At 70.2% G+C, this 22,565-nt stretch carries 21 protein-coding genes; 12 read left to right on the top strand and 9 right to left on the bottom strand.

Annotated elements, in window-relative coordinates; all coding sequences use genetic code 11:
• Positions 1-43 precede the first annotated feature (43 nt).
• On the bottom strand, positions 44-817 hold the full coding sequence (locus ACTWQO_RS22890) for an MHYT domain-containing protein (RefSeq protein ID WP_443239204.1): 774 nt from the start codon (positions 815-817) through the stop codon (positions 44-46).
• Between the two features lie 151 nt (positions 818-968).
• Here ACTWQO_RS22890 and ACTWQO_RS22885 point away from each other — a divergent pair, with 151 nt between their 5' ends.
• On the top strand, positions 969-1,568 hold the full coding sequence (locus tag ACTWQO_RS22885; protein WP_443239203.1) for a class I SAM-dependent methyltransferase: 600 nt from the start codon (positions 969-971) through the stop codon (positions 1,566-1,568).
• 140 nt (positions 1,569-1,708) lie between these two features.
• Here ACTWQO_RS22885 and ACTWQO_RS22880 read toward each other — a convergent pair whose 3' ends face one another.
• On the bottom strand, positions 1,709-2,611 hold the full coding sequence (locus tag ACTWQO_RS22880; protein WP_443239202.1) for an oxygenase MpaB family protein: 903 nt from the start codon (positions 2,609-2,611) through the stop codon (positions 1,709-1,711).
• 99 nt (positions 2,612-2,710) lie between these two features.
• Here ACTWQO_RS22880 and ACTWQO_RS22875 point away from each other — a divergent pair, with 99 nt between their 5' ends.
• On the top strand, positions 2,711-3,007 hold the full coding sequence (locus ACTWQO_RS22875) for a hypothetical protein (RefSeq protein WP_443239201.1): 297 nt from the start codon (positions 2,711-2,713) through the stop codon (positions 3,005-3,007).
• 134 nt (positions 3,008-3,141) lie between these two features.
• A complete protein-coding gene (locus ACTWQO_RS22870) occupies positions 3,142-4,032 on the top strand; it encodes a hypothetical protein (protein ID WP_443239200.1) in 891 nt (296 codons plus the stop codon).
• A 145-nt stretch (positions 4,033-4,177) separates the two neighbouring features.
• Here the strand turns inward: ACTWQO_RS22870 and ACTWQO_RS22865 are convergent, their stop codons facing one another.
• Positions 4,178-4,360, bottom strand: coding sequence for a hypothetical protein (locus tag ACTWQO_RS22865; protein WP_443239199.1), 183 nt, complete (start codon positions 4,358-4,360; stop codon positions 4,178-4,180).
• A 366-nt stretch (positions 4,361-4,726) separates the two neighbouring features.
• On the opposite strand from ACTWQO_RS22865, the gene ACTWQO_RS22860 reads away from it, so the two are divergent.
• Positions 4,727-6,760, top strand: coding sequence for an AAA family ATPase (locus tag ACTWQO_RS22860; RefSeq protein WP_443239198.1), 2,034 nt, complete (start codon positions 4,727-4,729; stop codon positions 6,758-6,760).
• A gap of 425 nt (positions 6,761-7,185) precedes the next feature.
• Complete coding sequence (locus ACTWQO_RS22855) at positions 7,186-8,529, top strand: esterase-like activity of phytase family protein (protein WP_443239197.1); 1,344 nt, start codon at positions 7,186-7,188, stop codon at positions 8,527-8,529.
• Between the two features lie 53 nt (positions 8,530-8,582).
• Here ACTWQO_RS22855 and ACTWQO_RS22850 read toward each other — a convergent pair whose 3' ends face one another.
• Together ACTWQO_RS22850 and xylA are read right to left on the bottom strand one after the other, a co-directional pair.
• The gene (locus ACTWQO_RS22850; RefSeq protein WP_443239196.1) at positions 8,583-9,005 is read right to left on the bottom strand and encodes a hypothetical protein; all 423 of its coding nucleotides are present in this window, start codon (positions 9,003-9,005) and stop codon (positions 8,583-8,585) included.
• Between the two features lie 143 nt (positions 9,006-9,148).
• Positions 9,149-10,315: a xylose isomerase gene (gene xylA / locus ACTWQO_RS22845; RefSeq protein WP_443239195.1), complete on the bottom strand. Its 1,167-nt coding sequence runs from the start codon at positions 10,313-10,315 to the stop codon at positions 9,149-9,151.
• Between the two features lie 151 nt (positions 10,316-10,466).
• Here xylA and xylB point away from each other — a divergent pair, with 151 nt between their 5' ends.
• The 4 genes from xylB (at position 10,467) to ACTWQO_RS22825 (ending at position 15,049) form a co-directional block, all read left to right on the top strand.
• The gene (gene xylB / locus ACTWQO_RS22840) at positions 10,467-11,912 is read left to right on the top strand and encodes a xylulokinase (protein WP_443239194.1); all 1,446 of its coding nucleotides are present in this window, start codon (positions 10,467-10,469) and stop codon (positions 11,910-11,912) included.
• A gap of 13 nt (positions 11,913-11,925) precedes the next feature.
• Entirely contained in the window at positions 11,926-13,134 is a 1,209-nt protein-coding gene (locus ACTWQO_RS22835; RefSeq protein WP_443239193.1) for an ROK family protein, read from the top strand.
• Positions 13,135-13,400: 266 nt separating this feature from the next.
• Positions 13,401-14,414 carry an acetamidase/formamidase family protein gene (locus tag ACTWQO_RS22830; RefSeq protein ID WP_443239192.1) on the top strand — a complete coding sequence of 338 codons (1,014 nt, stop codon included), beginning with the start codon at positions 13,401-13,403 and terminating at the stop codon, positions 14,412-14,414.
• Positions 14,415-14,449: 35 nt separating this feature from the next.
• Positions 14,450-15,049, top strand: a complete 600-nt coding sequence (locus tag ACTWQO_RS22825; RefSeq protein ID WP_443239191.1) for an N-acetylmuramoyl-L-alanine amidase — start codon at positions 14,450-14,452, stop codon at positions 15,047-15,049.
• Between the two features lie 35 nt (positions 15,050-15,084).
• On the opposite strand, the gene ACTWQO_RS22820 is transcribed toward ACTWQO_RS22825, so the two are convergent.
• On the bottom strand, positions 15,085-15,255 hold the full coding sequence (locus tag ACTWQO_RS22820) for a hypothetical protein (RefSeq protein ID WP_443239256.1): 171 nt from the start codon (positions 15,253-15,255) through the stop codon (positions 15,085-15,087).
• Here ACTWQO_RS22820 and ACTWQO_RS22815 point away from each other — a divergent pair.
• Both ACTWQO_RS22815 and exaC read left to right on the top strand, forming a co-directional pair.
• Positions 15,181-16,458 (top strand): GAF domain-containing protein, encoded by a 1,278-nt coding sequence (locus ACTWQO_RS22815; protein ID WP_443239190.1) that lies wholly within the window; start codon positions 15,181-15,183, stop codon positions 16,456-16,458. The genes ACTWQO_RS22820 and ACTWQO_RS22815 overlap by 75 nt on opposite strands.
• Positions 16,459-16,585: 127 nt before the next feature.
• Complete coding sequence (gene exaC / locus ACTWQO_RS22810; RefSeq protein WP_443239189.1) at positions 16,586-18,109, top strand: acetaldehyde dehydrogenase ExaC; 1,524 nt, start codon at positions 16,586-16,588, stop codon at positions 18,107-18,109.
• 116 nt (positions 18,110-18,225) lie between these two features.
• Here exaC and ACTWQO_RS22805 read toward each other — a convergent pair whose 3' ends face one another.
• Entirely contained in the window at positions 18,226-18,978 is a 753-nt protein-coding gene (locus ACTWQO_RS22805; protein WP_443239188.1) for an SDR family NAD(P)-dependent oxidoreductase, read from the bottom strand.
• On the opposite strand from ACTWQO_RS22805, the gene ACTWQO_RS22800 reads away from it, so the two are divergent.
• Entirely contained in the window at positions 18,979-20,049 is a 1,071-nt protein-coding gene (locus ACTWQO_RS22800) for an AraC family transcriptional regulator (RefSeq protein ID WP_443239187.1), read from the top strand. It begins immediately after the preceding gene.
• 143 nt (positions 20,050-20,192) lie between these two features.
• On the opposite strand, the gene ACTWQO_RS22795 is transcribed toward ACTWQO_RS22800, so the two are convergent.
• On the bottom strand, positions 20,193-20,444 hold the full coding sequence (locus ACTWQO_RS22795; RefSeq protein ID WP_443239186.1) for a hypothetical protein: 252 nt from the start codon (positions 20,442-20,444) through the stop codon (positions 20,193-20,195).
• 296 nt (positions 20,445-20,740) lie between these two features.
• Positions 20,741-22,480 (bottom strand): pyruvate dehydrogenase, encoded by a 1,740-nt coding sequence (locus ACTWQO_RS22790; protein WP_443239185.1) that lies wholly within the window; start codon positions 22,478-22,480, stop codon positions 20,741-20,743.
• Positions 22,481-22,565 lie beyond the last annotated feature (85 nt).

Raw genomic sequence — 22,565 nt, 5'->3', positions numbered from 1 at the left:
TCTTGTGGGGCGCGCTTCCGCACCCGACTTCCCCCAAGACCGCTCAGCGGGCGACGCTCTCGACCGGACGCTGGGCCGAGGCGGATGCCTCGCGCTCGCCCGTCGTGGGAGACAGGGCGACGAAGGCCGAGGTCAGGAACAGATAGGACCCGAGGCCGACGGCGAGGGGGAAGATGAACTGCATCGCCGTGGCCCCGGGCAGGACCTCGCCGGACGGCGTGACGTGCACGCTCACCGCGAACATCCCGGTGTAGTGCATGCTGCTCACCGCCGCCCCCATGATGAGCGAGGCGATCGTGACGGCTACCGGGGACTTGATGTTGAGGGCCGCCCACAGGGCGGCCGTGGCTGCGACGACGGCGATCAGTACGGAGAGTCCGACGAGCACCGGGTCGTAGTCGACGTCTCCGTGGAGGCGCACCGCCGCCATTCCGAGGTAGTGCATGCTCGCCACGCCCAGGCCGGTGGTGAGCCCGCCGATCAGCAGCGCCCGACCGCGGTCACGGCTGTAGCCGACGGCGAAGACGCCGGCACAGACGACCGCCATGGCGACGAGCAGGCTCAGGATGGTGAGCGGCACGTCGTAGTGGATGTCGGTGCCGCTGACGCTGAAGCCGAGCATGGCCACGAAGTGCATGGTCCAGATGCCGGTTCCGATGGCCGAGGCGGCGGTGATGAGCCAGTTGCGGCGCGACCGGCCGGTGGCGCCGAGCGCTCGGACGGTGCAGCGCAGTCCGAGCGCGGCGCCTATACAGGCCATGACGTACGACAGTGCGGGTGTCAGCCAGCCCAGGGCGGCGTGGTCCAGGTGTCCCATGGCCAAGGGACGCTAGGGGGGCAGGGGCGCACAGAGGGAGCGCATTTCGAAAGGTGCTGGAATATGACGCAGAGAGGTGTCTGAACGATCGCGCCGCGCTCGAACGTGTGCGCCGCGACGTCCTCCCGGCCGGTGAGGGATCATGCGGACCATGAGCGACGACCACACACATGTCCAGGAGTTCTTCACCGCCCGCGCCGCGGACTGGGACAGCCGCTTTCCGGACGACGCCCCGGCCTACGCGGCCGCGGTCGCCGAACTCGCTCTGCCCGAGGGCGCCCGAGTGCTCGACGCGGGCTGTGGCACGGGCCGGGCCCTGACGCCGCTGCGTGCGGCCGTGGGGCCCTCCGGAGTGGTCCTGGGAGCCGATCTGACCCCGGCCATGCTGGAGGCCGCCGTTCGGGCCGGACGGGACCGGGACGGGCAGGTGCTGCTCGCCGACGTCGCCGCGCTGCCGCTGCGCTCGGAATCGCTCGACGCGGTGTTCGCGGCGGGACTCATCGCCCATCTCCCCCAACCGGCAGAGAACCTGAGGGAGTTGGCGCGCGTGGTGCGCGGGGGCGGCACCCTGGCGCTGTTCCACCCGACCGGCCGGGCGGCGCTCGCGGCACGCCAGGGACGGCAGATCACCCCGGACGACCTGCGCGCGGAACCCAACCTGCGGCCCCTGCTGGCGCGTTCGGGGTGGCGTATGACGTCGTACGTCGACGAGGACGCCCGCTTCCTTGCGCTGGCCGTGCGCGAAGGCTGAGCCAGTCGCATCGTCGCCGCCCACAGAGGCCCGACCTCCTCCGGCACGCGCGCGTGGCCGCCGTCGACGAGCGCGTTCTCCTCGTAAGAGGCGGTGCCACCTCCCGCGCCGAGCCGGCCTGGCTGCGGGAGACGATCGACTCACTCGCCGGCGGTGGCTGACTGATCCGTGGGGCGCACCGGGCAGCCGCGCAGTCCGGACACCGGGCGGGTGCCCAGTTCGTCGAGCCGGTAGCCGTTCGGATAGCCCTTGATCTCCCAGTTCTGGCGCGCGTGGTGTGGTGCCCGGCGTGGTGGCAGGAGACGGACGAGCCGTCCGCGGGTCCGGACGGCGCGGCGTGCCAGGGCGCGGGTGGTGGCGTTCGGCGGAGGGTAGTGGAAGGCCCGCAGCAGCGGGTCGTCGAGCAGGGCGAGGGTCGCCGTGCGCAGGAGGGGGCGCAGGGGGCGCGGGTACCAGGAGGCCATCAGGGCGAGAGTGGCGTCCGAGACACGGCGCGCGTCCTCGTCCCAGTCGAAGTGGGCCTCCTCGTAGGCGTCGAGGCAGGTCTCGAACTCCTCGTAGGACTCGGGGATGTCCTGGATGCCCATGCGCCGGCCCAGCGTGCGGTAGTGGACCGTGGAGGCGACCGTCTCGTGGCGTGACAGCCTGCGCCATCCGTAGGAGTCGATCCACCGCTTGGGCATGACGACGAACGTGCACAGGACGTAGCGCATGTCGTCGTTGCTGATGTCGTAGCTGCGGTGCATCTGGTTGATTCGACGTATCGCGGTGCGGCCCTCTTCGCTGTCGAAGCCGTACTCGACGACGGCGTCCAGGAGCAGGCTGGTGTCGTCGTAGCGTTTCTGCGTGCGGTCCGTGAGCTCGGCCGTCGCGGCCAGGAGCCGGCCGATGCTGGGCACGGCGTATGTGCGGTAGAGGGCCAGTTCCAGGGATCGGGTGAAGTCCCAGGGGAACTCGTACGCCGCGCAGAGACGGTAGATCTCGGACGCGTCCTCGTACGGGTCCATCCGCCGGATTCGTTCGAGTCGCTCGAAACGCTTCACCGCGCCGTCCCCCTTCTGCCGCCGGAGCTCCAACTCTACGTTGAGGAGCAGGAGATGAAGGATCAGCCGTGGCAACCACGCAGGGGGAAGGTGGTCAGCATGTTCGGGAGGGTCCGCAAGTCCGGTGTCAGATTCCTCAATTCCTTGCGCGCTGAGCGGGACACCGGCCGGGACAGGCGCACGCACAATCTGTTCGAGGCCGCCGCCGCGTATGTGTCGGCGTGCGCCGAGGACGACCAGGAGCAGATCGACGAGGCCGCCGGCTGGGTGTCGCCGGAGGCACTGTCGTTCGGGGTGAGCGAGCTGGCGTGCCGGGCCGTCATCGCACTCGCGCGGGAACGCGACGAGTCGCCGCAAACCGTGGCCCGGGCGCTCCTCGGGCTGCCGGCGGCCTGACGCCGGGGAGCAGCCGTGGTCGATTCGCCCCGTCGAGCCGGAAAACTGCAGCTCCGAGTGGGCCTGGGAGTCGTGACAACGGCCTTCCGGTCGCACTAGGGTGCGCCGTTGTACGGACCGATGGGGAGGCTGGGATGGCCGGGACGGACGAGGACGCCGTCGCCGCCGAGGACGACGCGCTCTATGTGCTCACGGCGGTGCTGCTGACGCCGGCGAAGTTCCCGAGCGTGCTGGGCGACGACTATCCGGAGGCCTGCGCGGCGCTCGGTCTCGCGCCGCTGGCCGACGGGTACGGCTTGGTGCTCGGCCAGGACGGCGACGGCGCCCGCTGGACGGTCGCCATCGACGACGTGTCGCTGGTCGCCGTGGCCATCGCGTCCTGGGACTGCGGCATGGAGTACGACCTGTCCCCCGACGAGCGGACGGTCGTGGCCGCGCTGCCCGGCTGGCCGCTCGAGGTCGCCGTCGCGGCGCCGGGCGTCCCCGCACCGCACGATCCCGGTCCCGATGTCGCGGACCGCCCTCCACTGGTGCCGCCGGACACCAGCATCTGGGGACCGGCCCAGCGCCGCCTGGGCGCGGACGAGATCGCGCTGCAGTGGGCGACGTGGCGCGAGCAGATCGACGACGCTGACTTTCCGAGCCCCAACGGCTCATCCGCGACACCTGCGCACACGGAACCTGCGGACACGGACGAGGCCGAGCAGGACGTGCAGGCCCAGAAGCAGGACGGGACCGAGGCAACCGGCAAGCCGGGCCACGGCGGCATCCGGCGTGTTCTCGCGGAGGCCCGCGCCTACGTCGAGACGCCACCGCCGCTCGGTCGCGTACGGTCCTCCTTCGCGCCGGGCGACGCACGGACCCTGCGAGCCGACGGTCCCGGCTGGTCCCTGGTGGCCAGGACGGACGACATCGCCTTCGTGCTGCTCGACGAGGAGCCCGGCGAGGTCATGCCGGTGGGCCGGGGACCTGAACTGCCGGGTCTGCTCGAGGCCCTCGACAAGATGGCCGTACGCCCCAGCTGAGCGGGCCACGACCACGGCGCTCAGCCTCGTGAGTCCCCGCAAGGCACCGAGCCGCCCGCGGACCGTACCGTCGGCAGGCCCGCGGGCGGCGATGTGGTCGGCTCCTGTGTGCCGGCCGACCGGGATACACCGGTGCGGTCATGCCTCAGCGGCCGAGCTCCTTGCGGGTGACGCGGCGCAGCTTGCGCCGCTGCGAGGGGTCCAGCGTGAGGTACGCGGCTGCCGGGACTCCCAGGACTATCAGGAGCGCCGCCCACCAGGGCAGCCATATCAGCAGGATGATCCCGGCTGCCACACCTCCTGCGGCGATCTTCGCGTTCTTCGACATGTGTCGCCTCCTTCGCGGCCACGGCCGCTCTCTGTCCTGAAAACGGGTGCGCGCTTCCCACGGTTCCGGACCACGACCCTGAGTCACCCCTGACGCCCGACCCCGAGGCACCCCTGAGATCAGACGTCCGTCGCTGCATGGATCCGTCTCTGCATGGAGTGGATACCCAGCGGGAGCGTGGAGTGACCCGGCTCACGTCGCGATCATGCCGGGCTGACCGCCTCCGTGCTGTACCCTCGGCCGCTCCGACCTCCGGTAGTCAAATTTGAGGAATAAGTCTTCACTGTGCACGTTGTCAAAAGGAGCCACCTGTTGTCGCAAGTCAACGACCCCGCTGCGAGCCAGGTCGAAGGGGAACAAGCCCACGTGTCCACTGTGTACGAGGTGCTCTCCGAGCGCCTCGCCGAGGCACGGACACGATTGGCAGATGTACTCAAGACCCGGGCCGAGAGTGCGAGCGAGACGCACGAGCGAGAGGTCGCCGCTGAGCGGCTGGCGAAGGAGATCGGCCGGCTGGAGGGAGCCGAGAACGGCCTGGTCTTCGGACGGATCGACTCGACGGACGGTACCGCCTTGCATATTGGGCGGCTTGGCCTGCAAACGGACGAAGACGACCTGCCTCTGCTGGTGGACTGGCGCGCGAACGCGGCGCGGCCCTTCTACGAAGCGACACCGGCCCACCCGATGAACCTGCGGCGCCGCCGGCACCTTCGCCTGGAGGAGCGCAAGGTGGTCGGAGTGAGCGACGAGTTGCTGGACGGCTCCACTGCGACTGCTGGAGATGTCGTGGGGGACGGCCCTCTGATGGAGGCCCTTTCGGCGCGGCGTACGGGTCGGATGCAGGCGGCGGTCGCGACGCTGCAGGCCGAGCAGGACGAGATCGTGCGCTCCGCGCACCGCGGGGTGTCGGTGGTCCAAGGCGGCCCCGGAACCGGCAAGACGGTGGTTGCCCTGCACCGGGCGGCCTACGTCCTGTACGCGTTCCCGCGCGCGGCCCAGCAGGGTGTGCTGATAGTCGGTCCGAACGCGCGGTTCCTCGACTACATCTCCCAGGTTCTGCCGTCACTCGGCGAGAACGACATCGTCCTGGCAACCTGCCAGGAACTGGCGGGAGTCTTCCCGGACACGGCGGAGACGCTCGACGTGGCGCGCCTCAAGGGCAGCGCGATGCTGGCCGACGCTTTGGCCGCATTGGTGCGCTGTCACCAGGCTCCGCACGGCGGCTTCACCGTGCGGATCGGACAGGAATGGGTTCGCCTTCATGGCGAGGTTGTCGCCACAGCGCGAGACACCGCCGTGGCAACCGGGTTGGGACACAACCCCGCGCGACGGGTGTTCAAGAGACTTCTGATCGACGCCATCACCGACGCGCTGGAGCGGAGCACGGGCGACATCCTGGAGCAGATCGATGCGGAGGTCGCCCTGCTGACCGGCACAGACCTCGACCAGGTGGCGGCGGCCGACCTGCGCCGGCTCGGATACGATGCCGCAGCTGCCACGGGGCCGGCCGATGAGTTCGACGCGGACGCCGTCCGGGCCCAACTCCTGGACGACGCTCACGTCGATCACGCGGTGGAAGAGCTGTGGCCGCGGCTGGTGCCCAGCGATCTCGTGGGAACTCTGCTGACGAACCCTCACACTCTCGCCGAGCACCTGCCCCAGTTGACCGACGACGAGCGGTCGAGTCTGCTGCGCCATGCGGACGACTCGTGGACCGATGCCGATGTGCCTCTGCTGGACGAAGCGGCGAGCCTGATCGACGGGCCACCGCAGCGGACATACGGGCACGTCGTCGTGGATGAAGCCCAGGAGCTGACCGCCATGCAGTGGCGGATGATCGTACGACGATGTCCGGGCAAGGCGATGACGCTGGTGGGCGACTTCGCCCAGGCGGGACCGGTCGCGACAGCACATGGCTGGACGGAGGCGCTGAGCCCTCATGTCGGCCAGCGGTTCAACCTCCACACCTTGACCATCAGTTACCGCACCACACAGGAGATCCTGGAGACCACCCGAGACCTTCTCGTACGGATTGCCCCGGACCAGACTCCGACACGGTCCCTACGCCGTGGTGAGCCTCCTCGCACCGTGCCGACGCAGCCGGACGAGCTTGTCGCCACCCTCGTCCGGGAGTTGCAGACTCAGGCCGAGGCGTACACCGGCGAACTCATCGGTGTGATCTGCGCGGACACGAGGCTGGATCAGCTGACAGCCGCGGGCATCGCAGAGCATGCGCGCATCGTGCCGGCGTCCGAAGCACGCGGGCTGGAGTTCGACGAGGTCGTCGTCGTGAGTCCCGAGGACATCATCAGGGCACGCCCCGGCGGGGAGAAGGACCTGTACGTAGCCCTGACTCGGGCCACCAAGAGACTCTGCACGATCACTGTCCAGCCCGTTTGACGGACGTCGGCTCCGCGCAGGGCCGTGTGCCGGACCAGCCCGGCCACCTGGCAGGCGTGAGCGCCCACGAGCAGTTGGTTCACCCGGTCCGCGCCGAGCCGTCGGGTCACCTTCGAGTAGGCGCGGGGTCGGCGCGGAACGGTGCCTGGGTGATCCACCCCGTGACGAAGCCGTCGACCTCTCACCCCCACCACGCCCGATTGCCGGGCCTGGTTGCTGACCTGGAATCAAGCACACGACGCCGTGGCGTTCTACCGCCGCGTCAGCTGGCAGGAGCTCGAACCGGTGCCGGGCGACGAGACGGACGTCGTGGTGTTCCTCTCGACGAGCGTCCGCCGCCCCACGTTCACCTGACGGTCGTACGGCGTTCGATGCGAGGCCCAACTCTGGCCGCTGTCATCGAACTTGCTCCTCAGGAGGCCCTGATGTCCCCGTACGCCACCGGCCGGCGCCGCGTCCACCGTTCCCTCGCAGTGGGCTTGCCGCTGGCGGTGGTGGCCTCCGCGCTGATGGCGGCGGGTCCGGCCTCGGGGTCGACGACCACGGCCCCGTACGTCACCCGTACGGCCACGCTCGGCGACATCCCGCTCGGCACGTTCAGCAACGCGCTGCTGCCGGGCACGGTGGCCGACGACCGGGGCGTGGATCTCGGTGGCATCGGCAGTGACATCTATCCGGCAGGCCGCAAGGGCGAGTTCTGGACGGTCACCGACCGCGGGCCGAACGGCCAGATCAAGGTGGACGGCACCAAGCGCCGTACCTTCCCCGTGCCCGGCTTCGACCCGGCGATCGTGAAGATCCGGGTGTCCGGCGACACCGTGAAGGTGCTGGACGCGATCCCGATCACCACCTCCTCCGGGAAGCCGGTCACCGGCCTGCCGAATCAGATGGGACGCGACGAGGCGCCGTACTCCTATGACGCGCAGACGCCTCTGTCGTACAACGCGAACGGGCTGGACACCGAGGGCCTCGTGCGGGCCGGGGACGGGAGTTTCTGGCTCGTCGACGAGTACGGGCCTTCCCTGGTGCATGTCTCCGCGCGCGGGAGGGTGCTGGCGCGCTATGTGCCCGAGGGGCTGAACCTCACGGGCGCGGACTACCCGGTCGTGGAAGCGCTGCCGTCCGTCCTGCTGCACCGGAAGATCAACCGGGGCTTCGAGGGACTCGCCCAACTGCCCGGCGGTGACCTGGTGCTGGCCGTGCAGAGTCCGCTGTCCCTTCCCGACGGGGATACGGGGGACGCCTCGCGCACCACCCGGCTGCTGCGGTTCTCGCCGAAGAAGAAGGCGGTCACCGCCGAGTACGCGTACCGCTTCGACCCGGTGAACGTGGTGGACCCGAGCGAGGACGACACCTCCGAGCTGAAGATCTCGTCGGTGGTCGCCGTGGGCCGGGACCGGCTGCTGGTCGAGGAGCGCACGGACAAGGCCGCGCGGCTGCAGATCGTGCACTTGGGACGCAAGGCGAACATTCTGGGCGGCCCCTGGGACGACGACACGACCTCCCCGTCGCTGGAGCAGCTCGACGACCCGGCGGCCTCGGGTGTGCCGGTCCTGGCCAAGCGCCTGGTCGTCGACCTGGGCACGGTCGACGGCGTGCCCGGGAAGATCGAGGGCGTCGCGCGCGTGGATCGCGACACCCTCGCCCTGATCAACGACAACGACTTCGGCATGACGGACGGCACCGGCGCGTTCGACGCGAACGGCCGGCTCGTGGACAGCGGCATCGAGACGACCGTGACGTACGTGCGGCTGCCGCGCGGGATCTGATCCCGGGCCCATGAGAGTGCGGCACGCGCGCGTGCCGCACGCAACACGTCGCCCTACGGCAGGTCGACCCCCAGCGACGGCAGCAGCGACTCGATGTCGCTCGGCAAGCCGCTCGGCAGCTCGCTCGGGAACCCCGAGGGCAGCGAAGGCACCTCGCTGGGCAGTCTGCTGGGCAGCTCGGTCGGGATGCTCAGGGACGGCCGCGGGGTGCCGCTCGTGCTGCTCTCGGCGGGCGCCTTCTCGTCCGGCGAGTCGTTGCCTCCCGAGGCGACCAGCACCACGGCGACGACGACGGCGACGCCCACGAGCGCGGCGATCAGGATGAACAGCGGATTGCGGCGCCGTCCGGGGCCGCCGTCCGGTGGCTGTTCCGGCGGCGGCCAGTCACCGTACGACGGCGGTCCGAAACCACCGCCCGGAGGCGGCGTCCCACCCGGAGGCCCGGGCGGCTGAGGCGGTGCGGGCGGCATGGCCATACCGTCAAGCGTCGCCGCGGACCGGGGCGGGGCGCGACCCCCGCACGGCGGTTGATACGGACTCATGGCATGGATCGCATGGTTCCGGAGCATTCCGCGCGGGGACCGTCCGACAGCCGGATCTCACCGGCACGCGCGCGTGGTCAGCCGCGCGCCCCCAGCAGATGGTCCATGGCCAGCTGGTCGAGCCGCTCGAACGCCATCCCGCGCGCGGCGGTCGCCTCCACGTCGAACTCCTCGAAGGCCGAGCGGTCGGCGAGCAGCGCCTGCAGACCGTCCGCAGCCGTGGGCTGCGCCAGCTCGTCCAGTCGCGAGGCGCGCAGGGCCTCCTGGACCTCCGGGTCGGCACGGAAGGCGGCGGCACGCTCCTTCAGGATGAGGTAGTTGCGCATGCAGCCCGCGGCCGACGCCCACACGCCGTCCAGGTCCTCGGTCCGCGGCGGCTTGAAGTCGAAGTGGCGGGGGCCCGCGTAACCGGCGCTCTCCAGGAGGTCGACCAGCCAGAAGGCGGCACGCAGGTCGCCGGCGCCGAAGCGCAGGTCCTGGTCGTACTTGATGCCGGACTGGCCGTTGAGGTCGATATGGAAGAGCTTGCCCGCCCACAGGGCCTGGGCGATGCCGTGCGGGAAGTTCAGCCCGGCCATCTGCTCGTGGCCGACCTCGGGGTTCACGCCGTACAGCTCGGGGCGCTCCAGGCGCTCGATGAACGCCAGAGCGTGGCCGACGGTGGGCAGCAGGATGTCGCCGCGCGGCTCGTTCGGCTTGGGCTCGATCGCGAACTTCAGGTCGTAGCCCTGGGAGGTGACGTACTCGCCGAGGAGGTCGAAGCCCTCCTTCATACGGTCCAGAGCGACGCGTACGTCCTTCGCGGCGCCGGACTCGGCACCCTCCCGGCCGCCCCAGGCGACGTAGGTCTTGGCCCCGAGCTCGACCGCCAGATCGATGTTCCGGATCGTCTTGCGCAGGGCGTAGCGCCGCACGTCACGGTCGTTCGCCGTGAAGGCGCCGTCCTTGAAGACGGGGTGCGTGAAGAGGTTCGTCGTGGCCATCGGCACGGTCATGCCGGTCGTGTCGAGCGCCTGACGGAAGCGCTTGATGTGGGACTCGCGCTCGGTGTCCGAGGACCCGAAGGGGATCAGGTCGTCGTCGTGGAAGGTCACTCCGTAGGCGCCGAGCTCGGCCAGGCGCTGCACCGACTCGACCGGGTCGAGGGCGCGCCGCGTGGCGTCGCCGAACGGGTCCCTTCCCTGCCAGCCGACGGTCCACAGGCCGAAGGTGAACCTGTCCTCGGGGGTGGGCTGGTAGTTCATGCCGCGGCTCCCTTGCTCGCTTGCGACTGTCGCTCACGACTATTTCGTCATGGCGCTTTACAAATTAGTATGCGGAGGCATCTCTGGGAAGAGACATGGTGTCTTTCGTCAGACATGAGCCACGCGTGAGCCGCAGAAAAGGGAGAGCCCGATGTCAGCAGCCGAGGGTCCGCTCGTCGTCGGCGTGGACACGTCCACCCAGTCCACCAAGGCACTGGTCGTCGACGCGTCCACCGGTGAGGTCGTCGCGAGCGGCCAGGCGCCGCACACCGTGTCCTCCGGGGCGGGCCGGGAGAGCGATCCACGCCAGTGGTGGGACGCCCTGTGCGAGGCCCTGCGCCAGTGCGGTGACGCGGCGCACGAGGCCGCGGCGGTGTCGATCGGCGGCCAGCAGCACGGGCTCGTCACGCTGGACGCCCAGGGCGATCCGGTACGCCCCGCCCTGCTGTGGAACGACGTGCGCTCGGCGCCACAGGCGCGCCGGCTGATCGAGGAGCTGGGCGGCGCGAAGTTCTGGGCCGAGCGCACCGGGCTCGTCCCCGCACCGTCCTTCACGGTCACGAAGTGGGCCTGGCTGGCCGAGCACGAGCCGGACGCGGTCCGCGCCACCAAGGCCGTACGCCTCCCCCACGACTACCTCACCGAACGCCTCACCGGGCAGGGCACAACCGACCGCGGCGACGCGTCCGGGACGGGCTGGTGGGCGTCCGGGTCCGAGGCGTACGACGCGGAGATCCTCGCGCACGTCGGGCTGGACCCCGCCCTCCTGCCGCGCGTGGTGCGGCCCGGCGAGGTCGCGGGCACCGTGCGCGACAGCCACGACCTGCCGTTCTCCAAGGGCACCCTGGTGGCGCCGGGTACCGGCGACAACGCCGCCGCCGCGCTGGGCCTCGGGCTGCGTCCCGGTACCCCGGTCCTGAGCCTGGGCACCTCGGGCACGGTGTACGCGGTGTCGAAGCGGCGGCCCACCGACCCGACCGGAACCGTGGCCGGCTTCGCCGACGCGCACGGTGACTGGCTGCCGCTGGCCTGCACCTTGAACTGCACGCTCGCCGTCGACCGCGTCGCCGCCCTGCTGGGCCTCGACCGCGAGGCCGTGGAGCCCGCTACCGGCATCACCCTGCTGCCCTACCTGGACGGCGAACGCACCCCCGCCCTCCCCCACGCCTCCGGCCTGCTGCACGGCCTGCGCCATGACACCACCGCGGGCCAACTCCTCCAGGCCGCCTACGACGGCGCCGTGCACGCGCTGCTGGGCGCGCTCGACCTGGTCCTCGACGAGGACGCGGACCGCTCGGCCCCGCTGCTGCTGATCGGCGGCGGCGCCCGGGGCACGGCCTGGCAGCAGACCGTACGACGGCTGTCGGGGCGCCCCGTGCAGGTGCCCGAGGCCAAGGAACTGGTCGCGCTCGGCGCCGCCGCGCAGGCGGCCGGCCTGCTGACCGGCGAGGATCCGGCCGCGGTGGCCCGGCGCTGGCGTACGGCCGAGGGTCCGGTGCTGGACGCGGTGGAGCGGGACGAGGCGACCCTGGCCAGGATCTCCGGGGTACTCTCCGACGCGGCCCCGCTGCTCGAGCGGAGCGCGGAAAACCACTGAGGACGACGGAGGCATGACCGCACCGCTGCACGAGGCCCGCCCGGCAGGGACCGGGCGCGCGCTGCCCGACACACAACAGGGCATGCGCCGGCGCAACCTCGCCCGGGTGATGCACACCGTCAGTGCCGAGGGGCCGCTCTCCCGTGCCGCCGTCGCCTCGCGCATCGGGCTGACCCGTGCCGCGGTGTCGACCCTCGTCGACGAGCTGATCCGCTCGGGACTGCTGGAGGAGCTGGGCCCCGAGCGGCCCGGCCGGGTGGGGCGGCCCGGCTCGGCGCTCGCCGTCAGCGGACACGGGCCGGCGGGGATCGGCGCGGAGATCGGCGTGGATCACCTCGCGGTGTGCGTGGTCGATCTGCGCGGCGAGGTGCGAGCGCGGGCCGTGCGGTACGGCACGAACCGTGGGCGCCCGCCCCGACCGGTGATCGAGGAGCTCACCGAGCTGGTGGACCGGATCGTCGCCGAGGCCGAGCGCGAGGGCCTGTGGCCGGCCGGGCTCGCCGTAGCCGTACCGGGCCTGGTGGCGCGCGACGCGCGAACGGTCGTACGCGCCCCGAACCTCGACTGGCACGACACGGACCTCGGCGCCCTGCTGCCCTCGGACCTCCCGCTGACCGTCGACAACGAGGCCAACTTCGGCGCGCTCGCCGAACTCCGGCTCGGCGAGAGCACCCCGAGCGACTTCCTGCATGTGTCCGCCGAGATCGGCATCGGCGCGGCGGTCGTCGTGGACGGGCAACTGCTGCGCGGGACACGGGGTTTCGCGGGCGAGCTGGGGCATGTGCCGGTCCGTCCGGACGGGCCCGCGTGTCCGTGCGGGGGCCGCGGGTGCCTGGAGCAGTACGCCGGTGAGGAGGCGGTGCTGCGAGCGGCCGGTCTGGAGCCGGGCGAGGACCGCGTCGGGCTGCTCGCGGGGCGCGCCGCGGACGGCGACACGGACGTACGACGTGCGCTGCGCGACGCGGGAGAAGCGCTCGGCATCGCGCTGACCGGGGCCGTCAATCTGCTGGACCCCGAAGGCGTGGTGCTGGGCGGCGCGCTGGCCGGACTCGCGCCGTGGCTGCTGCCCTCACTGGAAGCCGAGTTGGCACGCCGGACAGCGGGGCCCGCATGTCCCGTGGCCGTGTCGCGACTGGGTTCCGAGGGGCCCTTGCTGGGTGCCGCGCACTCGGTCGTACGGGCGGTGCTCGACGATCCGGCGGCCGTGGCCGAACGCTCCTGATCAACGGATGCCCCAGCAGCGACCGTCCGAACGCGCCTGATCACAGCGCGACTTCACTCGTCCGAGTGAGCGAGTTATCCACAATTCCGCAGCCGTCCACGGAAATACGGAGCGCACTTCTGCCCACCTCGCCCGGGCCGTAACGTGATCCACGCGGGGCGCAGCCGTCGTGTCGGGGCGGCGTCCGGAGCGCAGAGCCGTAACCGCGTGTCCACCGTGCCGAACCCTTCCCCACCGGCCTTCCAGCAGGACGGAGCTGTGCAGCGATGAGCGACCCCCGGATTCTGACCGTGCGCCCCGAACCGGGCGAGTACGCCTGGACGTTCGGCGGAGTGCCACCCGTGGCCCGGATCGCGCCGGGCACGGTCCTCGATCTCTACACGGAGGACTGCTTCGCCGGACGCGTGGCGTCCGAGAAGGACCTGGTGTCGGAAGTGTGCGAGTTCCCGTTCCTCAACCCGCAGACCGGCCCCTTCCACATCGAGGGCGCAGAGCCGGGCGACACCGTCGCCGTGCACTTCGTGTCGATCGAACCGGCCCGGGACTGGGCCGCGTCGACCACGGTCCCGCTGTTCGGCGCGCTCACCTCGACACACACCACGGCCACGTTGCAGCCGCCGCTTCCGGAGACGGTCTGGATCTGGCAGCTCGACCGGACCCGCCGCACGGCCCTGTTCCGGGCACACGACAGCGACATCGAGGCCGAGCTGCCCCTCGACCCGATGCACGGCACCGTGGGCGTGGCTCCCGCCAACCTGGAGGTCCGCTCGGCCCTGGTGCCCGACGCGCACGGCGGCAACATGGACACACCCGAGATGCGAGCCGGCGTCACCTGCTACCTCGGAGTGAACGTCGAGGGCGCGCTGCTCAGCCTCGGAGACGGCCACGCCCGGCAGGGCGAGGGCGAGACCTGTGGAGTCGCTGTCGAGTGCGCGATGAACACGGTGGTGATCGTCGAACTGCTCAAGGGACTCGCCACGCCCTGGCCGCGTATCGAGTCGGACACCCACATCATCTCGACGGGCTCGGCGCGCCCGCTGGAGGACGCGTTCCGGATATCCCAGCTCGACCTGGTGCGGTGGATGGTGCGCGACTACGGCTTCAGTGAGCTGGACGCGTATCAATTCGCAACCCAGTGCGTCGAGTCGCCGTTGGCCAATGTGTGCGACACCAACTACACCTGCGTGGCCAAGCTCCGCAAACAGTGGCTGCCCGCGCGCGAGACACATCGCGGCGTGCATGCTCGGCTGCGGGAGACGGCAGCAACCCTGCGGAACTGAGCAAGACTTCCTGACCACCGAAAGGCACCGCCCCCATGGAACGGGCAAGACCGCTCCCCACGCGACGCCGACTGCTGAAGGGCGCCGCCCTGGCCGCCGTACCGTACGCGCTGCTCCCCGACGCGCGGGCCGGAGCGCGGGTCCGGGGCGTCGACCACCCGTCGGCCGAGTGGCAGCCGGCGAACAGCTCCAACTACACGGCGGCAGAACCGGCTACGGACCGGGTGGTGGACCGCGTGATCATCCATGTCACGCAGGCGACCTTCACCACCACCCTGTCCATCTTCCAGAACCCGAAGAAGGAGGTGTCCGCGCACTACGTCGTCCGCTCGGCCGACGGTCATGTGGCGCAGTGCGTCCGGGAGTCCGACATCGCCTGGCACGCGGGGAACTGGGAGTACAACACGAACAGCATCGGCATCGAGCACGAGGGCTGGGTGGACCGGCCCGCCTACTTCACCGACGTGATGTACGAGGAGTCGGCCGCACTCACCGCGGCGATCTGCACCAGACACGGCATCCCGAGGGACCGCGCGCACATCATCGGGCACCACGAGGTGCCGGGCACGGATCACACCGATCCCGGACCGAACTGGGACTGGGCGCGTTATCTGAGACTGGTCGACCGAGCCTGACTTCAGGCTGAATCGAGCGAGCCCGACCGAGAACCTCACGCCTCGTTCGGGTGGTCCCGGTCGAAGTGGTTGTCCACGCGCGCACCCGGAGTGACGATGTCCCCAGCCGCATCGCCGTCCGGGAGGCCGAGTTGACCGATCCATGGGTGGCCCTGGAGCCGGGGGCCGACCCTGCCGAGCGTGTGCGGATGCTGCGTCGCGCGCATGAGACGTTCACCGAGGTGGGCACGGTGCCGCGGCCGGTGCGTGCGGTGGTGGCCGACTCATGGCGGCGTTCCGTGCGGGCGGGGGTCGGACCCGACGGCACGGCGAGGGTGGAGCTTGCGGACGGTGACCTCGGTGCCTATCGGGCCGAGCATCCGCTGGCCCGGGTGATGCCGCTGTTCCGGGAGCTCATGGGCACCTTCGCGGCCGACGGCGAGCATCTGCTCGCCGTGTGCGACGCCCGCGGCAGGCTGCTGTGGGTCGAGGGCCATCCGACGACCCGGCGACGGGCGGACGGGATGAACTTCGTGCCCGGCGCGCGCTGGGCGGAGACCGCGGTCGGCACGAACGCGCCGGGCACGGCTGTCGCCGTCGACCGTCCGGTGCAGGTCTTCGCCGCCGAACACTTCATCCGGCGGGTGCAGCCCTGGACCTGTGCGGCGGCGCCGGTGCACGATCCGCGCACCGGGCGGGTGCTGGGCGCGGTGGACATCACCGGCGGGGACGGGCTCGCGCATCCGCACAGCCTGGGCTTCGTCCAGGCGGTCGCTCGGGCCGCCGAGTCCCAGCTGGCCCTGCTCCCCGAGGGACAACCGGTCGCCGACACATCCGAGTTGACCGCGCTGGGCCGCGATGAGGCACTGCTCGTCTCGGGAGGTCGCCGGCTCCGGCTCAGCCGTCGGCACAGCGAGATCCTGGTGCTGCTGGCCCGCCATCCGGAGGGGCTGACCGGCGACGAGCTGCTGTGCGCGCTGTACGAGGACGAGTCGGTGACACCGGTGACCTTGCGCGCCGAACTGGCCCGGCTGCGCAGACTTCTCGGCCCCGGGCTGCTGGCCTCGCGGCCCTACCGGCTGACCGTGCCGGTCGAGTCGGACGTCGCCGCCGTCGAGCGGCGCCTGGAGACCGGTGCGGTCACGGCGGCGGTGACGGCGTATGCCGGCCCGCTGCTGCCCGCCTCGCAGGCACCGGCGGTGGTGCGGCTGAGGCACCGCCTGGCCGACGGCCTCCGGACGGCGCTGATCACCCGCGGCGACCCCGATCTGCTGGCCGACTGGGCCCACGCGGCGTGGGGCGAGGACGACCTGGACGTCTGGCGCGCGCTGGCCGTCGTACGCCCGACCGCCGCGGTCCGCTCGCGGCTGGCCGCGCTGGAGTCGGAGCTCTCGGCACCGGCCGACCGGCCACGCGGGGCGGCCCGCTGACCGGACGCCACGCGTGGCCGCCTCACCTCGGCACCGGCCACGCAACGTACTCGCAACGTCCCCGTCCCTAGCCTCGCGCCGAGAGCTGCCCAACGGCGGGCAGCGCAGCTCCGGGAGGCAGAGCACCATGACCCGTTACACGGCGCCCGGCACAGAGGGCGCGATCGTCTCCTACCAGGCTCGCTACGACCACTTCATCGGTGGCGAGTGGGTACCGCCGATCCGCGGGCAGTACTTCGAGAACCCCTCGCCGGTGAACGGGCAGCCGTTCACGGAGATCGCGCGCGGCACCGCGGAGGACGTGGAGCGGGCGCTCGACGCGGCGCACGCGGCCGCTCCTTCCTGGGGCCGCATGTCGGTGACCGAGCGGTCCGACATCCTGCTCAAGATCGCCGACCGTATGGCGGCGCATCTGGAGCCGCTGGCCGTCGCCGAGAGCTGGGAGAACGGCAAGCCGGTCCGCGAGACCCTCGCCGCCGACATCCCGCTCGCCATCGACCACTTCCGCTACTTCGCGGGCGCGATCCGCTCCCAGGAGGGCTCGCTGGGCGAGCTGGACGACGACACGGTGGCGTACCACTTCCATGAACCGCTGGGCGTCGTAGCGCAGATCATCCCCTGGAACTTCCCCATCCTCATGGCGACTTGGAAGCTCGCCCCAGCGCTCGCCGCGGGCAACGCGGTCGTCATCAAGCCCGCCGAGCAGACCCCGGCATCCATCCACTACTGGATGAGCCTGATCGCGGACCTGCTGCCGCCGGGTGTGGTGAACATCGTCAACGGCTTCGGCGTGGAGGCGGGCAAGCCGCTCGCGTCGAGCCCGCGGGTGGCCAAGGTGGCGTTCACGGGCGAGACGACGACGGGGCGGCTGATCATGCAGTACGCCTCCGAGAACATCAAGCCGGTCACACTGGAACTCGGTGGCAAGTCGCCGAACATCTTCTTCGACGACGTATGGGCGCACAACGACGATTTCCGCGACAAGGCCCTCGAAGGCTTCACGATGTTCGCGCTCAACCAGGGCGAGGTGTGCACCTGCCCGTCCCGGGCGCTCGTCCAGCGCGGTCACTACGCCGAGTTCCTGGAGGCGGCCGTCGCCCGCACCGAGCAGATCACGGCGGGCCATCCGCTGGACACCGACACGATGATCGGCGCGCAGGCCTCCAACGACCAGCTGGAGAAGATCCTCTCCTATCTGGACATCGGCCGCCAGGAGGGCGCGAGGATCCTCACGGGCGGCGAACGCGTCGAGTACGACGGCGAGTTGAAGGGCGGCTACTACGTCCAGCCGACCATCTTCGAGGGCGACAACCGGATGCGGATCTTCCAGGAAGAGATCTTCGGCCCGGTCGTGTCCGTGACGTCCTTCGACGACTTCGACGACGCGATCAAGATCGCCAACGACACCCTCTACGGGCTCGGTGCCGGCGTATGGACGCGGGACATCAACACGGCGTACCGCGCGGGCCGTTCGATCCAGGCGGGCCGGGTATGGACGAACTGCTATCACGCGTACCCGGCGCACGCGGCGTTCGGTGGGTACAAGCAGTCCGGGATCGGGCGTGAGACGCACAAGATGATGCTGGAGCACTACCAGCAGACGAAGAACCTGTTGGTGTCGTACTCGCCGAAGAAGCTGGGCTTCTTCTAGAGCGTGAAGTCGGTTGCCTGGAGGCGTCGTTGCACTCCAGGCAACCCGACACGCTAGGTACCCAATGCAATCAGTCGGGTTCTCATAGATACTCTCTGGCGCTGGCGTCCAATGCCTCAGGTCTGGTTCTCGCCACCGTCGACGTAGACGTTCGCGCCGACGACGTAGCTGCTCTGTTCCGAGGCCAGGAAGGCCACGACTGCGGCGGCCTCCTCGGGCCGGCCCATGCGGCCCTTGGGCACGGTCGCGGCGACCTGCTCCTTGATCGCCCGGGCGGTCTCCTCGTCGCCGAAGGCGGCGGTGCCCCCGGGCGTCTCGATCCATGCCGGCGAGACCACGTTGACCCGGATGCCACGGCCCTTGAGCTCGGTGGACCACGTCCGCGCGAAGGACCGGACGGCCGCCTTCGACGCCGCGTACGCGCCGAACGCCTCCATTCCGCGGTCAGCGGCCGTGGAACCGACCAGGACGATCGAGGCTCCGTCGTTGAGCAGCGGCAACGCCTTCTGCACCGTGAACAGCGTGCCTCGGGTGTTGACCGCGAAGGTCTGGTCGAAGTGCTCCTCGGTGGTCTGTTCCAGCGTCATGAACGAGCCGATCGCCGCGTTCGCCACGAGCACGTCCAGATTCTGGCCTCGCGCCCGGACCGCCTCGTAGAGCCGGTCCAGGTCCTCCGGCTTCCCGATGTCTCCGACGACCGCGGTGGCCCGGTCCGTTCCGATGGTCTTGACGGCGGCCTCCAGCTCGGCCTCGCGTCTCCCGGTGACGAACACGTACGCACCCTCGTCCGCCAGCCGTACGGCGGTGGCCAGACCGATACCGGTGCTGCCCCCGGTGACCACCGCCGTCTTGCCTTCCAGCTGTCCCATGTGGGTGTCTCCATCACTTTCTCGTTGCCGATCCATTCGACATCGATAATGCGGGAGCAGCGGAGTACGATCCATGATGCACAGTCCAGACTTCTTTACGCATCGTCCAGGAGGCGCTCGGTGCTCGGCTTTCGGGATCCAGTGGCTGACGCGATCGGCCTGCTCAGGCCCCGCACGGTGATCGGGCCCAGTCTCCGGGCCGTGGGTGAGTGGGCGTTGCGCTTCGACACGTTCTTGCACGTGCGGATCGGCGGCCTCGTGCGCGGCACGTGCTGGTTGATCCTCGAAGGGCACGAGCCGGTGCTCTTGCAGGAGGGTGACACCTTCATGCTGGGCAACCCGCCGCCTTATGTGCTGGCCAGCACGCTCGACGCAAGCCCGGGCCCTGCGGAGCAGGTGTGGGCGAGTGCCGAAGACGGGTTCGTGCGGATCGGCCCCAAGTCCGAGGAGGACCTCTACCTCTGCGTCGGGCACATCGCGTTCGACGACCAGAACGCGGCCCTCCTGACCGATCTCCTGCCGCCGCTCGTGATCGTCCGCGTGGGCGATCCTCATGGCGGGCGGCTCGCGCAGCTGATCGATCTCCTGGCCACCGAGGTCCAGGTCGCCGCCGCCGGCGGCCCGCTGGTGCAGAACCACCTCGCGCAGATCCTGCTCGTGCACATGCTGCGTGCTCACGCCGGCCAGACAGACCGGCCCACCGGCTGGCTGAGCGCCCTGAACGAGGACGGCATCGGTGCCGCCCTGCGCGCCGTGCACGCGAACGTGGCCCACTCCTGGAGCCTCAAGGAGCTCGCCGAGATCAGCCACATGTCGCGTTCCGCGTTCGCCCAGGCCTTCAAGTGCCACGTCGGGGTCCCGCCGTTGGAGTACCTGATCCAATGGCGCATGAGCCTCGCGCGCGACGCCCTCACCCGCGACTCTCTGTCGATCTCCGAGCTCGCACGGGCCACGGGTTACCAGTCCGAGAGCGCGTTCAGCACCGCGTTCCGCCGCGTGGTCGGCTCATCGCCCGCACAATTCCGGAACAAGGCACGGCAGCCGGCGCACTCGGCCGCGAACCGAAGCTGAAGGAGGCGTCCCGTGCTCGGCTGCGCCGCTCACGCCGGCGACGAAGACGCCGGCGCACCGCCCGCCGACACCACAACCCGAATTACGGGGCAGAGCCGCTCGTTTGACAGATCCTTGCTCGTCCGGTCCCCTGCGCCGCCTCCCTATCCGCGCCACTCCGGTGGCTGCTTGACGATCCCGAGATCACTTTCAGCGTCGAAACCGGCGCCCTCGTGCGGAAGAGCGACTGGGCGTGCGATGTCGGCCCCCAGGTCGAAAGCGGCACCGGCGATCGAATCGGCTATGTCTGCTTCCTGGTGCTGCTGCTTCGCCCGTTCATGATGTGCCCTCAGAAGATCAACGATTCTCCGGATCGGACCGTGCCGGAGGTCAGGAGTCGGCGTCTCCTCGCTCATGAACGGTGATTCCCTTCCGTAAACCCCGCGCAGGGGGTGATCGGTGGCATGCAGGCATCGGGCCGTCAATATGAGGTCCCGTCAGGTGTGACGACCGCTTCTGGGCGAGTCGCTCAGTGCTGATGCGTTCCGGCGTCATCGCCACGAGTGCAGGTGACCACCGGTCCCTCCCACCTGGGAGCACGTCTGAATCAGACGGCGAGAGCGGCCGGTGTGTCACCGACAAGTCGGTGCCGGGCGTGTCCCGATGCGGCGTTCGTGTCGTGAACCGGACCTCGCTGCGTGCGGCGACCGTCTCAGGGCCGGGGAATATTGCGCAGGTTGGCACGGGCCAGGTCGAGCATCTTGCCGACGCCGCCGTCGAGCACGGTCCGGCCCGCGGCAAAGGCGAATCCCTTGACCTGGGCGGCCGAGATGTGCGGCGGTATCGACAGCGCGTTGGCGTCGGTCACCAGGTCGACCACGAACGGTCCGTCGTGAGCGAGCGCCCGCTTGAGCCCTTCGACGACATCCCCCGGGCGCTCGATACGGATCGCCTCGATGCCCGCGCTGCGCGCGATCGCCGCATAGTCCACCGGCTCGTGGTCGGTCTCGTACTCGGGCAGCCCCTCGACCAGCATCTCCAACTTCACCATGCCCAGGGAGGAGTTGTTGAAGACGATCGTCTTCACCGGCAGATCGTGCAGCTTCACCGTGAGCAGCTCGCCCATCAGCATGCCCAGTCCACCGTCGCCCGACATCGAGATCACCTGGCGGCCGGGGTAGGCGTACTGCGCGCCGATGGCGTGCGGCAGCGCGTTGGCCATCGTGCCGTGCAGGAACGAACCGATCACCCGTCGCCGCCCGTTGGGGGTCAGATAACGCGCCGCCCACACGTTGCACATGCCGGTGTCCACGGTGAACACCGCGTCGTCCTCTGCGAGTTCGTCCAGAACCGATGCCGCGTACTCGGGATGGATCGGGGTGTGCCGCGCGACGTCGTGCGTGTAGGCGGAGACCACCGTCTCCAGCGACCTCGCATGCTTGTGCAGCATCCGGTCCAGATAGGCACGGTCCCGCTTCGCCTCGACCAACGGCAGCACAGCCCGCAGCGTCTCCCGGACATCGCCGTGGACCCCGAGTTCCAGCACAGTACGACGGCCGAGGCGACCCGCATCGTGGTCGATCTGCACCGTCCGTGCCTGCGGCAGGAAGTCGTTGTACGGGAAATCGGTGCCGAGCAGCACGACCAGGTCGGCCTCGTGCATCGCGTCGAAGCAGGCGCCGTAGCCCAGCAGACCGCTCATGCCCACGTCGTACGGGTTGTCGAACTGGATCCACTCCTTGCCCCGCAGGGTGTGCCCGATGGGGGCGGCGGCCTTCTCGGCGAGCGCCATGACCTCGGCGTGCGCGTCCCGCACTCCCGCACCGCAGAACAGCATCACCTTCCGTGCCGCGTTCAGCCTCTCGGCCAGCGCCCGGACCTGTGTGTCCGGCGCGACGACCCGGCCGCGCTCAGTGACCAGGTCACTGCTTCCCGTCGGGTGAGCAGCCTCGTGGTGCGCGACGTCGCCCGGTATCACCAGGACCGACACGGCGCTGTTGCCAAGAGCCCGCTGCATGGCGATCCGCAGCACCCGGGGCATCTGCTCGGGGGTGCCGATCATCTCGCAGTAGTCGCTGCACTCGGTGAACAGCCGTTCCGGGTGCGTCTCCTGGAAGAATCCGGTACCGATCTGGTGGGACGGGATGTGCGAGGCGAGTGCCAGCACGGGCGCACCGGAGCGGTGCGCGTCGTACAGTCCCTGGACCAGATGCGTGTTTCCGGGGCCACAGCTTCCGGCACACACCGCGAGCCTGCCGGTCAGCTGTGCCTCCGCTGCCGCAGCGAAGGCGGCGGCCTCCTCGTTGCGTACATGCACCCACTCGATGCCGTCGGTACGGCGCACCGCGTCGACCACCGAGTTCAGGCTGTCACCCACCACGCCGTAGATCCGCTCCACGCCCGCCTGCCGCAGAATGTCCACCATCTGCTGAGCCACGGTCAGATTCCGCATCGCCCGACTTCTCCCCTCAGGCTGCATGCCTGTCCCATATGACTCTCGACAGCCTCAATATAGTTGACGCATCCACTTCATACCC

This window comes from Streptomyces sp. 4N124 (assembly GCF_052245395.1).
Taxonomy (GTDB): Bacteria; Actinomycetota; Actinomycetes; order Streptomycetales; family Streptomycetaceae; genus Streptomyces.
Note: the sequence above shows the minus strand (reverse complement) of the source record. Positions and strands in the feature narration are given on the sequence as shown.

Coding starts and splice junctions, on each gene's coding strand:
- ACTWQO_RS22795 (WP_443239186.1), bottom strand. CDS start 20,444: ATGAGCGAGGAGACGCCGACTCCTGACCTCCGGCACGGTCCGATCCGG.
- xylA (WP_443239195.1), bottom strand. CDS start 10,315: ATGAACTACCAGCCCACCCCCGAGGACAGGTTCACCTTCGGCCTGTGG.
- exaC (WP_443239189.1), top strand. CDS start 16,586: ATGACCCGTTACACGGCGCCCGGCACAGAGGGCGCGATCGTCTCCTAC.
- ACTWQO_RS22855 (WP_443239197.1), top strand. CDS start 7,186: ATGTCCCCGTACGCCACCGGCCGGCGCCGCGTCCACCGTTCCCTCGCA.
- ACTWQO_RS22850 (WP_443239196.1), bottom strand. CDS start 9,005: ATGGCCATGCCGCCCGCACCGCCTCAGCCGCCCGGGCCTCCGGGTGGG.
- ACTWQO_RS22835 (WP_443239193.1), top strand. CDS start 11,926: ATGACCGCACCGCTGCACGAGGCCCGCCCGGCAGGGACCGGGCGCGCG.
- ACTWQO_RS22790 (WP_443239185.1), bottom strand. CDS start 22,480: ATGCGGAATCTGACCGTGGCTCAGCAGATGGTGGACATTCTGCGGCAG.
- ACTWQO_RS22865 (WP_443239199.1), bottom strand. CDS start 4,360: ATGTCGAAGAACGCGAAGATCGCCGCAGGAGGTGTGGCAGCCGGGATC.
- ACTWQO_RS22870 (WP_443239200.1), top strand. CDS start 3,142: ATGGCCGGGACGGACGAGGACGCCGTCGCCGCCGAGGACGACGCGCTC.
- ACTWQO_RS22875 (WP_443239201.1), top strand. CDS start 2,711: ATGTTCGGGAGGGTCCGCAAGTCCGGTGTCAGATTCCTCAATTCCTTG.
- xylB (WP_443239194.1), top strand. CDS start 10,467: ATGTCAGCAGCCGAGGGTCCGCTCGTCGTCGGCGTGGACACGTCCACC.
- ACTWQO_RS22805 (WP_443239188.1), bottom strand. CDS start 18,978: ATGGGACAGCTGGAAGGCAAGACGGCGGTGGTCACCGGGGGCAGCACC.
- ACTWQO_RS22830 (WP_443239192.1), top strand. CDS start 13,401: ATGAGCGACCCCCGGATTCTGACCGTGCGCCCCGAACCGGGCGAGTAC.
- ACTWQO_RS22825 (WP_443239191.1), top strand. CDS start 14,450: ATGGAACGGGCAAGACCGCTCCCCACGCGACGCCGACTGCTGAAGGGC.
- ACTWQO_RS22820 (WP_443239256.1), bottom strand. CDS start 15,255: ATGCGCGCGACGCAGCATCCGCACACGCTCGGCAGGGTCGGCCCCCGG.
- ACTWQO_RS22890 (WP_443239204.1), bottom strand. CDS start 817: ATGGGACACCTGGACCACGCCGCCCTGGGCTGGCTGACACCCGCACTG.
- ACTWQO_RS22885 (WP_443239203.1), top strand. CDS start 969: ATGAGCGACGACCACACACATGTCCAGGAGTTCTTCACCGCCCGCGCC.